The organism is Novosphingobium mississippiense, from assembly GCF_044029535.1.
Lineage (GTDB): Bacteria > Pseudomonadota > Alphaproteobacteria > Sphingomonadales > Sphingomonadaceae > Novosphingobium.
Genome location: NZ_CP147003.1, coordinates 1,904,198 through 1,918,606 on the forward strand (window position 1 = coordinate 1,904,198; position 14,409 = coordinate 1,918,606).

The following is a 14,409-nucleotide window of genomic DNA, read 5'->3' on the forward strand; positions in this document are numbered from 1 at the left end:
CGGATATCTCCCCACAATTCCTGGCATCCGCACCGGGACCAGCGCCCGAGGAGCGGAGGGAGGGGGAAGGGAGCGATGATTGATCCCGTTATCTGCCGAGGTGCCCAAGCATATGTCCCAACTCGCCTTCGCCACCATGGATGCACCAGCATCCTTGCATTGCGTCGCCATCTCGATCGCCCAGCACATGCGCCGCGGCGCGCAGATTACACGACAGGCCCTCAAGCGCTTCATGCTGGAGGAATTCACGGCCGACGATGCCGATGGCGCCTGGGCCATGCGCGATGCCTACGATGCACTCGAAGCCGCGCAGGTGATGCTGCTCCAGGACGCCGATTGCCCGCTCCTGCGGGGAGAACCACGGCAGATGTTCGCGGCACTGCGGGCGTTCGAGCACGCGCTCCCCACCCAGACCTATCGTTCGGAGCGGCAGATTGAATTTCAGCAGTTCAGCACGCCGCTGAGCCTCGCCTGGCTCGCAGGCCTTGCCGGGCAGATCCGGCAGGACGACATCGTGCTCGAGCCGTCGGCGGGCACGGGGATGCTCGCGGTCCATGCATGGCGCGCGGGTGCGTGCCTGCAACTCAATGAATTAGATCCGAAACGGGCCGATCTGCTTGCTCGGACTTTCGATCGAACCGTTATTCGCCATGACGGTGAACATATCGGCGATCTGCTCGCGGGCGCTCCAAGCCCGACGCTGGTGCTGATCAATCCACCCTTCAGTCGCAGTGCCGGGCGCGGTGTCGATCGCCACGTCGGCGCCCGCCATCTGCGCGCCGCGCTGACGTGCCTCGCCCTCGGCGGCCGCTGCGTGGCGATCATGCCGCCGAACTTCGCGGCGGACGGCACGGCCTCGCTCGGCTACACCGCTGTTGCCGAGATGGCGCCGCCGCGCGCCGAGATCACCATCCGCGGAACCCCCTATGCCAAGCATGGCACCAGTATCGATGTTCGCCTCCTTGTTTACGACAAGGGATGGACGGGAGAAGCCCAGCGCCACGTTGCTGACACGATCGAAGCGGCTCTCGATATCGTGCTGGCTCTTCCCTCCCGGCTTGATCCTTTCGATCCACCCCCGGCGCCCGCACCAATGGTCAGGCCCTGTCCCGCGCCCGAACCCAAGCCACCGCTGACTGCTGCCCTGATAACGCGGCCGTCACGGAAAATAGCACCGCCAGTCCGCATTCCCTCAAGCGAACCGCCCGAACCGGTATCGTACAGCGTACGCGGCACACCACTCGCTCCGGGACAGGCGATCGGCATCTATTCCCTGTGGCAACCCGCTCAGCTTGTGATCGACAACGCCTGCGCGCATCCGGACGAACTCGTCGAATCCATCGCGATGGCATCCGTCTCGCTTCCGGCGCCTCGCTACCACCCCCGTCTCCAGAAGCGTGCCTTCAAGGCGCTCTCCGACGCGCAGCTTGAGGCCATCATCCATGCAGGCGAAGCGCACGAACGCGATCTTCCCGGGCGCTTCTCGGCCAATCTGGCTGGTGATCGCCTGCTCGAGGACGAGGAGGGCTGCACCTACCGGACCGGCTTCTTCGTTGCCGATGGGACCGGCGTCGGGAAAGGGCGCGAGGCAGCAGGCATCATTCTCGATCAATGGAACCGCGGCAATCGCCGCGCGATCTGGATTTCGCTGGCTGATCTCATCGAGGACGCACGCCGCGACTGGACAGCGCTTGGGGGCCTTGCCATCGATATCCAGCCGATCTCGAACTTTGCGCTGGGCACGCCGATCACCATGGAAAGCGGCATCGTCTTCCTGACCTACGCTGCACTGCGCTCGAGCCGCCATGATACGGCATCGCGCCTGCAGCAGTTGCTGGACTGGACCGGTAAGGATTTCTCCGGGGTGATCGTCTTCGACGAATCCCACGCCATGGCCCATGCCGCCGGGACCGAGACGGATTTCGGGAAGGCGCAAGGCTCGGAACAGGGGCTCGCCGGCGTCCGGCTGCAAAATGCGCTGCCGCGTGCCCGCATCCTCTACATGTCGGCGACCGGCGCGGCCCGGCCCGAAAACCTCGCCTATGCCGTTCGCCTTGGGCTATGGGGAGCCGGTACGGCCTTCGCCACGCGCGACATGTTCATGAAGGCTATGGAAGAGGGCGGCATTGCCGCGCTCGAAGTCGTGTGCCGCGACCTCAAGGCGATGGGTCTCTACATTGCCCGCGCCTTGAGCTTCGCCGGCGTCGAGTATGAACCGCTGGAGCATGCGCTCACGCCGGACCAGATCTCGGTATACGATGCCTACGCGGACAGTTGGGGGATCATCCATCGAGGCCTGCGAGACGTTCTCGCCGAGATCGGCGTAGTCGACCGCATTTCCGGCAAGACCCAGAACGGCCAGGCGCGCGGGTCAGCGCTCAGCTCCTTTGAGAGGGCGAAGTTGCGGTTTTTCTCCAGCCTGCTCGTGAGCCTGAAGATCCCGACGCTCATCGCGGCCATCGAGCAGGAACTGGCGGCGGGTAATGCCGTGCTGGTGCAGCTGGCGAGCACGGGCGAAGCCATCATGGACCGGCGGCTGTCCGAACTCTCGCCGGAGGAACGGGCGATGATGGATGTCCAGGTCTCTCCCAAGGAGACCCTCGTCGACTATCTGAAAAATGCCTTCCCGGTGCGCCAGATGCGGGTCTTTCGCGCCGATGACGGCACGGTTCGCTCGGAACCGATGAGTGACGCCCAAGGCAATCCCGTGCTCTGCAGGCAGGCAATTGCTTCTCGCGACGAACTGATCGAGGACCTGTGCGCTCTGCCTGCCATTCCGACCGCGCTCGACGCGCTGATCGCACATTTTGGTACGGAGCGGGTCGCCGAGATCACGGGCCGTTCCCGGCGCATCGCCACCGACAGTACGGGCCGGCAGAAGATCGAGAGGCGCGGCGCCCGCACCAATGTCCTCGAGGTCCAGGCCTTTCAGAACGGCAATAAATCGATCGCCGCCTTCTCTCTCGCGGGCAGCACCGGCCGGTCCATGCATTCGGATCGGAACTGCCCGACCGCGCATTGTCGCCGGACCCATTTTCTCCTCGAACTGGGATTTCGCATCCTTTCGGCAGTACAGGGCTTCGGTCGCAGCCACCGCACCAATCAGGTGACGCCGCCGGTCTATCGCCCGCTCACGACCGATTGCCGCGGCGAGCGCCGGTTCCTCAGCACGATTATCCGGGGCCTCGAAGCGCTCGGCGCGCTGACCCGGGGCCAGCGTCAGGCCGGATCGCAGAATCTTTTCGATCCATCCGACAGTCTGGAATCCGAGTTCGCGCGCGATGCGCTCGTCCAGTGGTTCCATCTTCTTTATGAGGGCAAGCTGCGCAGTGTGACGCTCGCCGATTTCCAGGAGATCACCGGATTGGAACTGTGCGACGAGGGCGGGGAACTGAAAGAGCGCCTGCCGCCGATCCACCGCTGGCTCAATCGCATCCTCGCCCTGCGCATCGCCACGCAGAACCGCATCTTCGAAGAATTCCTGGGACTGGTCGAGGATCGCGTCGAAGCGGCGCGGGCTGCCGGAACGCTTGATCTGGGGATCGAGACGATCCGCGCCGAACGTGTGCATGTTCTGTCCGACCAGCTCCTGCGCGCTGACCCAGTGACCGGCGCCGAAACGAGGCTGTTACGGCTCGAACTTCATCGAAGACCGCCGGTCACCGGTTGGGCCGCATTGCAGTTCGAGTTGCGCGGTTCGGACGACGTGCGGTGGCTGCACAACACGCGCTCGGGTCGAGTGGCGCTCTATGTGCCGACATGGCCGGGGCAGGACGAGGAGGGCCAATGGATCGAACGCTGTTATCTCATACGCCCTGGTGGCCGGGCGCGAATGGACGTCGCGGCACTTGCCGGCAGCCACTGGGAGGAGATCGAGCGTGACAGCTTCCAGGCGCTCTGGGACGCGGAAGCCCGCGATGCTGGGGAAAAGCTTGTGGTCGAAACGATCACGCTCGCGACGGGCCTGCTCCTGCCCGTGTGGAAGAGGCTACCCGCCGATGACGTGCGCGTATGGCGGATCGACGACGGCACCGGCATGTCCATTCTCGGGCGTATCATCCATCCCGGCGCCCTCGAGCGGCTCGAACAGGCATTCGGGCTTGCCGGTGGCGTGATTCTAGGGCCTGACGAGATCATTGCCGGCGCGCGCATGGCCGGCGGCGTAGCGATTCCGGGCCTGAGCCCAGCCAGGCTGGTTCGGGTCCAGGTCAACGATAGTCCCCGCCTCGAGATACGCGATTATCGGCCCGAGGATCGCACCTGGCTCAAGTCCTGCGGGGCATTCTCGGAGGTCTTGAGCTTCAGGACCAGGCTGTTTCTGCCACCCGATCGCGCATGCGCCATATTGACGAGGATCATTGAGGATCGGAATTGATCGACCATTGCCGCGCGTGGCTATGCCGCTCCAGATCCCACTATATTGCAGAAGGAAGAGGGTGAAGCGCGACGGAATCGCACTTCACCCCTTCTAATCATTCCGTGGACGCCGGTGTATCAACCTGCGCTGCATCTTTCTTAACGGCATTCGTACGCTTGCTGGAAGTCTTGGCTTTCGGCGATGCGGCGGACTTAGCGCCAGTGACGATCCCGAGCTTCTTCTTCCTGGGGGCAGGCGCGGACGATTCCGTTTTCGCCGCTTCAGGAGCTTGGGTCTCTGGAGACGGGGCGGCAGCTTCCTTGGCAGCGGCGGGTTTCTTCGCACCGCTGGATGTTTTTGGGGATGCCTTTTTCGCCGCCGGTTTCTTTGCGACTGACTTTGTGGCTGCGCCCTTCGCCTTTCTGGGTGCGGGTGCGGGTGCGGGTGCGGGGGCGGCCGCAGCCGAGACACCCGGTGTGGCCGATGCCATGGGTGCGGCTTCCGGCGTCTCGACGGCGATCACGGAAGCCTCGATGGCCGGCTTGGTGTTAGCCGCCGTTGCACGCGTACGCTTGGGCTTTTCCGGCGCGGATTTCGGTGTTTGCTCCAACGCAATGGCGGCAACCTCATCGGCGGGCGTCGCCGTATTGGCTTTTCTGCTCGTGCGTTTCGGCTTCTGTTCCTTCACCGGGGCGGGCATCGGAGCGGCTTCCTGTACGGCCTGTTCGGCGACGGGCGCCTCCTTCTGAGCCGTTTCGCCCGCCTTTCTTCCGAGGCCCAGCTTTGCAGCGACGGCACGGCGATGCTCGGAATAGGCGGGCGCCACCATGGGATAGTCCCGCGGGAGCTTATAGCGCTCGCGATATTCGGCCGGGGTGAGCCCGTTGGTCGCCAGATGCCGCTTCAGCGTCTTGTACGGCTTGCCGTCGATCATGCTGATGAGGTGCTCGCGCGAGCCCAGGCTCTTGCGCACCGATACGGCAGGAACATGCTCGACTGGCGCGGGCGTTTCTGCTTCGCCCTTTCCTTCAAGCGCGCCGCGTGTCGCTTCGATGATCCCGGCAATGTCACTGGCCGGCACCTGGTTGTTCGAGAAATAGGCGCTCAGTAACTGCACCGTCATTGCAGTGAGATCGGGCTGCTCGGTATCGGCCACGCAAAAACTCCAGGCTAAGGGAAGGCAATAGGGAAGTTGTCTCTTGCCGAAAAAGAATTGCCGAAGAGCTAAGCCTGTTCCCACGTCTCATGCAAGTCGTCCGTGGAAACAAGTCCGTCAGTCCGCGGAAAGGGGAGGGAGAGGAGTAGAGCAGAAGACCAGCTCGAGGTCTCGCTATTCCATGAGGTGCAACATGGCGAACTGCGTATCCGCGCACATCCTGATCGGCGGCAGACTCGCCCGATCCCGATATCCCGAACTGATCGAGGCGATCAGAGCCGATAATCCGGCTGTCGATTGGGACGGCACGCCGTTCGATCCCGACGATATCCCGGTCGGTAAGCCGCTCGCGCTCATGGATCATGATGTCGCCAACGGCTGTTTCGAAGAGATCGAGGGAATCTGTCACCGGCACGGTCTCCATTATGTTCGCTGGTCTGGCGCTTCTCCCGGAAGCTTCCCGTCGGTTCGCATCGTTTACACGGGTAACGGCGAGCCACAGCCGGTCCTGACCACCGAGGAAGACGAGCAGGTCTTCTCCATCGAGCGCATCCGGAAACTGGGAAGCATCGAAACAATCGAAGCGGACTACCAGCGCGCACGCATGAATCCGCCTCCCCTGGTTATCGTGGACGACCAGCCCACCGATGTCGTCATCTTGGAGATCACCCATGGCTGATCACTATGTTCAGGGCTCGGTCGCATTGACCTGTACAGCGCGGGAAGCCGCACTGATCGAAGAGGCGTGGCAGCATGCCGCTGACCTCGATAACGACGGCGCGCCGGGCGATCCGAGCGCCGAATTCCTCGCGGCTTTCCCGCCGGTCGAACTGGGCGACCCTTTCAATGGCCTGCTCGCGATCTTCGACGATCCGCGGTTTCCCCGTTTCGGTGCCGAGCTTCAGGTCACTGGAGCCGATCCGTGCATGGTGTCGATCTATGGCGACAGCGATTTTCAACCCGACGCCATCGCCGCGCTGATTCAGCGCTGCTGCCGGCAGACGCTGAGCGAAGCGCCAATCGGCTTTACGTGGAGCTATGGCTCCTCGCGTCCCCGGCCCGAGGATACGGGCGGCGGATGGTGCGCCATCTTTGCCGACCGGATCGAATTCGGCGAGACTGCCGAGGGACTGTCGAAGGCGCTGCAGCCCGCTGCCGACCCCTGGAGCGATCACCCGGTCCATCCCGTGTCCGACTGGAAAACCGAAGTTGCCAATGACGAGATCCGTCTCGGCTATCTCGCCTGGATCGCCATACGGCAAAGCTCGGCCGGTGTGGCACCTTAAACTCGATCGCCTCGTCAGTCGCATGACCTGAAGCGACCGGCAGCGAGGACGCCGCCGCGTCCCGTCGCGCCATTTTTCAGCAAAACAAGGATAGACCAATGACCGACGTCACCGCGCCGGACGTGCCCGCGCGCCTGTATAGCCAGACCGACTACGACGAACGTGGCAATTTCCAGTACCAGGGCGATCTGTACCGCTCGGGCGAGGATCTCCCTTCCCTTGCGTCACGAATGGGCCGGCATCTCGCCGAACAGTTCACCCTCACGCGCATCGCGATCAGTACGAGCAAATTTGCGGGCGGCCGCAAGGTCACCGCAGAAATCCTCGATACGCCTGCCGACCTTACCGACCGCGATAGGCAGAACGCGTTCATCGTCGAAGTGCGCGACCAGATGGAGCGGTTCGGTTTTACGTGCGCCAATGCGCTCCAGGGTTTTCACAGTTGCTCATTCTTCTGCGAAGCGCGGATCGGGCGGGCCTATTGGGCGGCGCTCGCGAAGAGGCGCGGTCCCAGAAATCCGGTGGAAGCGCTGGTGTCACTCGCCGCGTTCAAGAAGCGGGTGAAGCCGGGCGATAGCCTGAAACTCATCGATGCGCCGGCGGGCCACCGATCGCTGGGAACGACCCGCACGATAACCAGGGTACGATCGGGCGACCTGATCCTCGAAGGCAGGAGCCATCTCGATTTCCCACGCGCCGCTGCCTTCGCCTGCGACGGCAAGCTGGTGCGAATTTCCATCGGCTCGGATTACGACCCGGATGCCCATCTGCTATACGAGTGGCGAGCAGCGGCCTGAGCGATGGCCGCCTCACCCCTGGCTGCGGACGCGTCAGCAGCTCATGCCCCGCATCTCAAGGCCATGCGGAAGCTCCTCGAGCGCTGCCAGCCGCGCCACGATATCTACACGGTGTTCGGGCACTGCATGGAGGCGATGGCGATCGCGATCGCCAACAGCGTCGATCTGCGCGAGCGTGCGCGGCGCGAAGCCCGTTACTTCGACATTATCGGGCGCTACGGCGCCGACGTCGTCGAAAGCTTCCCACGGGTCATGGCCGAACTCGCCATGGCGCTGGAAACGGGAATGGGCGACGTGCTCGGCCAGCTGTTCCATGATCTCGAACTGCACAACAAGGCGAAGGGCCAGTTCTTCACGCCCTATTCGCTCAGCAGGGCGATGGCGGACATGCTGATCGGTGACAACGCCACCCGTCGGGAAACTATAGAAACCCGAGGGCATCTTACCGCCATGGAGCCGGCATGCGGGTCCGGCAGCATGGTCATCGCGCTTGCCGACGCCCTGCGGGCCCAGGACATCAATTATCAGCGCCACCTCCATGTGACCGCGATCGACATCGATCCCCGCGCGGTCCATATGGCCTATGCGCAATTGTCGCTGCTGCACGTTCCCGCGCGCCTGATCGTCGGCAATGCGCTTTCCGGTGAGATACGCGAGCAGTGGTTCACACCGGCCCATATCCTTGGCGGTTGGACCGCCCGGCTGGCGTCAACGCCCCAGGACAAGACCGCGATCGAAACGATCCCTCCTGTTGTGGCTGCCAAATCGTCCTGCTCGTATAAGGAGACCGCCACGGCCGACTACAACAGGCCTCCGACGCTACCGCGTCAGCTCAGCCTCTTCTGATCCGCCTGTTGATCATCGGGGCATATTGCCGAGCGTTCATCCCACCACAATTTCCGGTACGTTCGGTGATGATCCATAAGCTCCCGATGCGTGCCGCAGCCTGCCAGGCGTCCGCCCTCCATGAACAGAACCTGGTCTGCCGCCTGCGCCGTCGCCAACCGATGCGTGATCATGATGAGCGTGGTTGCCCCGCCGGCTCTGCTTCGCAATCTCGCGATCGCGTTCGCTTCACTGCGCGGATCGAGAGCGGAGGTGCTTTCATCGAGGATCAGCACTGGCACGTCCACGCCCGCCAGTCGCGCGAGTTCCAGCTTCTGGACCTGGCCTCCCGAAAGACGCTCGCCCTGTTCCCCAAGCTCCATCTCGAAGTCGATCGGCCTGCCGGGTTCGTGAAACCGCCAAAGGTGCAGCAATTCCTCGACATCGCCGATCGCCTGGTTCGCCGGTGGATAAAGGATGTTCTCGCGCAGCGACCGGTTGAACAGACCGATGAACTGCGGCGCATAGAGGATATGGCGATGCCGATCCGCCCAGGGGATCGTCGCGATATCTATCCCGCCCACCGCGATCCTGCCGGAAGAGTGTTCAAGTACGCCTGCGAGAAGCTGGGCGAGCGTGGATTTGCCCGAACCGTTGGGACCAACGATCGCGACGAAAGAACCAGCCGGCACATGCACAGATATCCCGGCCACGCCGGGCATGCCCTCGCCGTAGCGGAAGCTGACGTTCTCAACTGAGAGATCGGCCCGATCTGTGGGATGGGGCTTTGAGGCGGTCTCCATTGCATCGACTGTCGAAAACGTCAGGACATCGCGAATATTGGCGATCGCCACCCCCGCCTGCGCGAGGATGTAGCCAAGCGAACTGAGCGGCACGGTCAGCCGGAAGGCGTACGTCTGGAGCAGGACGAAATCGCCCGCACTCATACGCCCCTGGCCGACATCGAGAGCGGCGAGCAGCAGCATCGCCACGAGACCAAGCCCGACCACGCAGAATTGCAGCGCGGCCATGAGCGTGAGCGAACGGTACATGCCGGCCGCCGCGTGCCGTTTCGCGCCGAGGGCAGCGCCGGTATGCAGCAGCTCGCGGTCGAGCGCGCCGTTCAGCACCACGCGACGGGCATTGCGCACGATATCGCCGATCGTGCGCGAGACATGCGATGCCGCCGCATTCGTCGCCTCGGCGTGAACGCGGTGACGCCTGGCGCCGAGCCAGGTCGCGGCGAGAAATTCCACCAGCGTCAGCGCCAGGATCAGGACATAACGCGGCCGGATCAGGCCCGCGATCACCACGAGACTGGCCAGGGCCTGGAGGATCACCGGCCCGAGCCGCCAGATCAGCCCCTCGACGACCAGCGTCAGGCTATAGGGCAGGCGCTCCAGCATGCCGGGAACGCGGCCGCTGCGGCTGTCGCGCGCCGCGGTGATCTCGGGCAGGGCCGCAGCGAGCGCGCGGATGGTGTAATGCCGCGCCAGCGCATCGACCATTTTCGCGGTGCACGACAGCCTCGCGGTCTCGAGGATCGATGCGCCTGCCCAGCATCCCACGAACAGCATCACGGTGACGAACAGATACAGGCGCGATTCCGAGGGACCTGCCAGCATGTCGATCAGGAGTTTGAGGGCGTAGGGTCCGGCAACGCCCATCGCGATCACCAGTATTTCGAGGGCGAAGGCCTCGACCAGGCTTCGCCTTGCACCCAGCGGCTCCGACAGCATCAGCTGCGTCAGCCGCGCCAATATACCAAATGTCGTCACTGCACAGACCTCCTGGCGATCAATGAGCCAGAAGGAGGATTTGGAACGCGGCCGCTATCCTAGCGCCAAATCAGCCGCTTTGGAATGCGCGATCCCATGACCCGGAAAGGGGGAAGGGGGTGCGGGAAGGTGACGGGAGACGTGGATCGTCCCGTTACCCTCAAGCTCAAGGAGATGGTTCCCCATGGCGAGCATGGCCCGCATGACCGACACGTCCCCCGTGTCCGCTCCCTATCGCATCGACGTCTCGCGCGGCGGCCGCAGTGGCCGCGTGTCCTCGGAATGGTTCTCCCGGCCCGACGACGAGAAATTCCTCTCGCTCTCCAGCCTCTACGACAGCGTGCGAGCCCGCGCCGATCGCTCGACCACCCGGACCGTCGAAAGCCGCGCGATCCGCGTCGAGGCGAGAAGCGATGATCCCGAACGGCTCACGCTGATCGCACCGGGCGACGAGCGTCCACTCACACCCACCAACTGGTCCTTCGGCCAGGTCGCGAGCCTCGTCGGCGCCCCGGCCTCCTACCTGCGCCAGCTGCCCGCGGCGCTTGCCGGTATCAATCTACAACACGGACTTGTCACCCACAGAGGCGAACAGGTCAAAATATTGCAGACTGACGATGGCCGAACAGAACTGCGGGCCGCGACCGGAAGTCAGTATGGCAGGGTGTATGACTGGGAACTGATACAGGCCATCATGGCATTCGCCGGGGATGGCGTCGGCGATACACGGTGGAAAGTTCCTGGAACGATCGATTGGGGAAGCATGCGCTATAACCCTTATGTCGATATAACGAAGGAGACGACCACGCTCTACGCTTCGGACAGGGATGTCTTCGTGTTTCTCGTCGACGACACCCATCCGATCGAGGCCGGTAAACTGCCGAACGGCGATCCCGACCTCTATTTTCGCGGATTTTATGCCTGGAATTCCGAGGTCGGCTCCAAAACCCTCGGCATCGCGACATTCTATCTACGCGGCGTATGCGCGAACAGGTGCCTGTGGGGCGTGGAAAATTTCGAGGAAGTGAACATTCGCCACTCGAAATTCGCCAGCGCCCGCTTCGCACACCAGGCCGCCCCGGCGCTCGAGCACTTCGCGAACTCCTCCCCGCAGCACTTCATCACCGGCATCAACGCCGCGCGCGAACGTATCGTCGCGCGCAAGGACGAGGACCGCGACGCGTTCCTGCGGCGGCGCGGCTTCTCGAAAACCGAGACGACGAAGATCATCCAGACGGTCCTCGCCGAGGAAGGGCACCCGCCCACGAGCGTCTATGATTTCGTGCAGGGCATCACCGCCGTTGCGCGCACGAGGCCGCATCAGGACAGCCGCCTCGAACTCGAAGCCAAGGCCCGAAAGCTGCTCGAACAGGCGCTCTGAGGCGCAGTTCCCGATCCGAATTTTCCCTCCATCGCCCGCTCCGGTCTTCGACCGGGGCGGCTATGCTCATGAAAGGATGAGGCCATGCGTGCCCAGTCCGATATTTCCCTTTCCGATTTCACCGTGGACGTCGCCTTCTTCAGCGACGGCGAGCATTATGCCACCCAGAGCTACATAGTCACCGCGTCGACCTGGTTCAGCGCCCGCCAGCAGGCGCTGCAGATGTCGGTGAGCAGCGTCTATGACGACCCGCGCATTCCCGGGCTCAGCCGCACCGCCACCCTGCGGCCCGGCTCATGACCCGCGCACCTACCCGCCGCCTCGGCACGGGAATCTCCGCGCTGATCGCCGCGTCGCCCCCGCCCGCCACGACGCTGCCGCTCGCCAGCATCAGCGCCGGATATAATCCGCGCCGCTATTTCGACAGCCGAAAGCATGACGAGCTCGTGGCATCGCTGCGGCTGCGCGGAATGCTCCAGCCGATACTGGTTCGTCCCGTCAAGGAGACGGGTGAGGGCTATCTCATTGTCGCCGGGGGACGTCGCTACCGCGCGGCGCTCGAAGCCTTCGGGCCCGAGGGCGAAGTCCCCGTCATCATCCGCGAGATGACCGACCAGGAGGCCCTCGAGGCGGCAATCGACGAGAACGACGTGCGCGACGACGCTTCGGAAACCGAGCAGGCCGATGCGGCGCTCCGCGTTCTTGCCGCCTGCCAGGACGATCGCGGCGAAGCCGCTCGCCGGCTCGGGTGGTCGAAAACCAAGCTCGATCGCCGTCTCGCGCTCGCAGCCCTCTGCGAGCCGGTCAAGCACGCGCTCGACCAGCGCCGGATCAAGCTGGGACATGCCGAACTGCTCGCCGCCGTTCCCGCCGACAAGCAGGAGAAGGCGCTCGAGACGATCCTCGCCTCCGGTCTTGACGTCGGGAAGACCCGCGACCTGCTGATGCGGGTCACCCAGGATCTCGCCCATGCCTGCTTCGATAAAGGCGAGTGCCTTGCCTGCCCGTTCAACTCCGCAGCGCAGCGCGCCTTGTTCGAGACGCATATCGAGGACGGGCATTGCACCAATGCCGGGTGTTTCGAACTCAAGACCCAGACCGCCGAAATGATCCGCTTCGAACAGGAGGAATGCGCTGAAAAGGCTGCGCGGACTGCGAAGGTTTCCGCAGACGACGATACCGGCGCTGAGCAGGCCGAGGACGAGATCGACGCCATCGACGATCCGGATATCGCTGCCGATGGTGACGAAGACGGTGTCGTGGATGACGACAGCGGGGACAGCGGCGCGCCCTTCCTTCATCTCCGGGATGAACAGGCCGCATCTTCTGCGAATGATGCCCGAAAACCGACAGCGCCGATCGATACTGGCGCCAGGAAGCCGGACACGCCGAAGTCCCCCGTCACCGCCCGGTCGATCGCGATCCGCACCAGGGAACTGCGCGAGGCGACCTGGCGCACCGCGCTCGCCCGCGCGCTCGCCGCTAATCCGGCCCATGCCCAGGCCACGATCCTGGTCGCCGCGATGTCCGGTACGCTTCCGGAGATCAAGGCGGAGACATTGCGCGGGCGTGCCGGGCTGCTGGTCGGTGCGTCCTTCCCCGATCTCGATTTCAGCGAGAAGATCGCGGTGGTCCAGGCGCTACCGGAACCACAGGCCGCGACAGTGCTGTCCGCCATCGGCGCGGCCTATGCGAAGGATGTGGCCGGTTTCGATCATGTCGCCGACCTGGCGCGGGTCTTCGCCGTCGACCTGCGCGACGCCTGGCACGTCGATAAGACTTTCCTCGAACGCTACTCGAAAGAGGAACTCAGGTTCATCGCCCGCGAATGCGGGGTGATCGCACACATCGGCGAGAAGGCGTTCGCGAAACTGCTCGGCCAGAAGAAGACCGATCTCATCGCCGGCATGCTCCACGCACTCGGCTTCGAGTGGGCAGGGCGTCTGCCGAGCGCCATGACCCTCGACGGCGCATATGGGCCACCGCCTGCTCGGGCAGTTGCACGCGCTAGCGAGGTTCCGATCACGGACCTTGCCGCCTGAACGGTCCCACGCTCTTCCAGAAGGATTTCTCCCCATGCTGATTACCAGCCTGCTTCCGCTGCTCGCCCGCTATTCGCTCGGTTGCGATCTTGTCGCCGGGCCCGGGGGCATGGTCACGCTCACCATCATCCCGCGCATGATCGAAGGCGGCGGCCACAAGCCCGACGCCGGTGAACTCCGGCCGATCGCGCTCACCGCGAGCGCCGCCGAGATCGATGCCGAACTTGCGCGGGGCGAGGACGGCGCACTCGGCCAGCTCATCGCCGGGCGCAAGGCGCTTGCCGACCAGCTGGAAGAGCAGCGGCAGGCTACCGAAGCCGCTCGCGCTGCCGCGACCGCGAAGGCCAAGGCGGCGACACCGACACCGAAACCGACGCCGAAACCGGTGGCCGCTGGCGCGACCGCGCACGCTTCCGGCAGTCCGCCGGCCGACGCCAAGCCCGAAGAGCCCGCCAGCCTTTGGTGAATTACGGCGCGGAAACCTCGCTCCATCTCTCCTTCTATCTCCCGGAGACAGTCATGCAGATCGATCATCTCACCCGAACCTATCGCTATGACGGCATCGACCTTCCGGTGCCGCCGCATCTCGCGCAGGACCCGGCCGCGCTGCGCGCCTATCATGCGACGCTCTACCCGGCGATCCTCAACGCCGAGACGGTCGATGCCGGGGTCATGGGCGGCGCGCATGTCACCGAATATCGCCGCGCCGTCGGCACCAAGGGCTGATCCCGGTGCCGACGGCGCCGCGACGCCGCGGCGCGACCATCCCGCCAGCGCTGCGTAAAAC

General features: G+C 64.2%; 12 protein-coding genes. 10 read left to right on the top strand and 2 right to left on the bottom strand.

What is annotated here, in order from left to right; translation table 11 throughout:
* Nucleotides 1–112: 112 nt before the first annotated feature.
* Nucleotides 113–4,375, top strand: coding sequence for a strawberry notch family protein (locus WBP06_RS26905; RefSeq protein ID WP_279727998.1), 4,263 nt, complete (start codon nt 113–115; stop codon nt 4,373–4,375).
* Nucleotides 4,376–4,472: 97 nt separating this feature from the next.
* Here the strand turns inward: WBP06_RS26905 and WBP06_RS26910 are convergent, their stop codons facing one another.
* On the bottom strand, nt 4,473–5,513 hold the full coding sequence (locus WBP06_RS26910) for a MucR family transcriptional regulator (protein WP_279727997.1): 1,041 nt from the start codon (nt 5,511–5,513) through the stop codon (nt 4,473–4,475).
* Between the two features lie 193 nt (nt 5,514–5,706).
* Here WBP06_RS26910 and WBP06_RS26915 point away from each other — a divergent pair, with 193 nt between their 5' ends.
* The 4 genes from WBP06_RS26915 (at nt 5,707) to WBP06_RS26930 (ending at nt 8,442) form a co-directional block, all read left to right on the top strand.
* Nucleotides 5,707–6,192 (top strand): hypothetical protein, encoded by a 486-nt coding sequence (locus tag WBP06_RS26915; RefSeq protein WP_279727996.1) that lies wholly within the window; start codon nt 5,707–5,709, stop codon nt 6,190–6,192.
* The gene (locus WBP06_RS26920; protein ID WP_279727995.1) at nt 6,185–6,799 is read left to right on the top strand and encodes a hypothetical protein; all 615 of its coding nucleotides are present in this window, start codon (nt 6,185–6,187) and stop codon (nt 6,797–6,799) included. Before WBP06_RS26915 ends, WBP06_RS26920 begins: the two co-directional genes overlap by 8 nt.
* A 98-nt stretch (nt 6,800–6,897) precedes the next feature.
* Complete coding sequence (locus tag WBP06_RS26925; RefSeq protein ID WP_279727994.1) at nt 6,898–7,596, top strand: hypothetical protein; 699 nt, start codon at nt 6,898–6,900, stop codon at nt 7,594–7,596.
* A 63-nt stretch (nt 7,597–7,659) separates the two neighbouring features.
* Nucleotides 7,660–8,442 (top strand): N-6 DNA methylase, encoded by a 783-nt coding sequence (locus WBP06_RS26930; protein WP_279727993.1) that lies wholly within the window; start codon nt 7,660–7,662, stop codon nt 8,440–8,442.
* Here the strand turns inward: WBP06_RS26930 and WBP06_RS26935 are convergent.
* Entirely contained in the window at nt 8,424–10,199 is a 1,776-nt protein-coding gene (locus tag WBP06_RS26935) for an ABC transporter ATP-binding protein (protein ID WP_395335604.1), read from the bottom strand. The two genes, WBP06_RS26930 and WBP06_RS26935, sit on opposite strands and share 19 nt — an antisense overlap.
* A gap of 184 nt (nt 10,200–10,383) precedes the next feature.
* On the opposite strand from WBP06_RS26935, the gene WBP06_RS26940 reads away from it, so the two are divergent.
* From WBP06_RS26940 to WBP06_RS26960, 5 genes are all read left to right on the top strand, one after another.
* Nucleotides 10,384–11,580, top strand: a complete 1,197-nt coding sequence (locus tag WBP06_RS26940) for a DUF932 domain-containing protein (RefSeq protein WP_103094771.1) — start codon at nt 10,384–10,386, stop codon at nt 11,578–11,580.
* 84 nt (nt 11,581–11,664) lie between these two features.
* Entirely contained in the window at nt 11,665–11,880 is a 216-nt protein-coding gene (locus tag WBP06_RS26945) for a hypothetical protein (RefSeq protein ID WP_103094772.1), read from the top strand.
* Nucleotides 11,877–13,622, top strand: a complete 1,746-nt coding sequence (locus WBP06_RS26950) for a PRTRC system ParB family protein (protein ID WP_395335607.1) — start codon at nt 11,877–11,879, stop codon at nt 13,620–13,622. Before WBP06_RS26945 ends, WBP06_RS26950 begins: the two co-directional genes overlap by 4 nt.
* Nucleotides 13,623–13,656: 34 nt before the next feature.
* The gene (locus WBP06_RS26955; protein ID WP_279727990.1) at nt 13,657–14,088 is read left to right on the top strand and encodes a PRTRC system protein E; all 432 of its coding nucleotides are present in this window, start codon (nt 13,657–13,659) and stop codon (nt 14,086–14,088) included.
* Between the two features lie 53 nt (nt 14,089–14,141).
* Entirely contained in the window at nt 14,142–14,348 is a 207-nt protein-coding gene (locus WBP06_RS26960) for a PRTRC system protein C (protein ID WP_279727989.1), read from the top strand.
* Nucleotides 14,349–14,409 lie beyond the last annotated feature (61 nt).